Here is a 255-nt window from a genome sequence, read left to right as displayed (position 1 = left end):
CCCCTAACCACAGGTCATCCCCCAGGTTTTCAACCCTGGTGGGTTCGGGCCTCCACGAAGTCTTACCTCCGCTTCACCCTGCCCATGGCTAGATCACTCCGCTTCGGGTCTTGAACACGCTACTCAGGTCGCCCTCTTCGGACTCGCTTTCGCTACGGCTCCCCCACACGGGTTAACCTCGCAACATGCCGCAAACTCGCAGGCTCATTCTTCAAAAGGCACGCAGTCACGACACAGCAAGCAAGCTTGCTGTGC

At 58.8% G+C, this 255-nt stretch carries 1 rRNA gene; it reads right to left on the bottom strand.

The features are described 5' to 3' along the window. A 23S ribosomal RNA gene (locus RM572_RS29895) occupies window positions 1-253 on the bottom strand; the annotation flags it as partial. Window positions 254-255: the final 2 nt, after the last annotated feature.

The sequence above is a fragment of the Streptomyces hazeniae genome (genome assembly GCF_031845485.1).
Lineage (GTDB): Bacteria > Actinomycetota > Actinomycetes > Streptomycetales > Streptomycetaceae > Streptomyces > Streptomyces hazeniae.
Note: the sequence above shows the minus strand (reverse complement) of the source record. Positions and strands in the feature narration are given on the sequence as shown.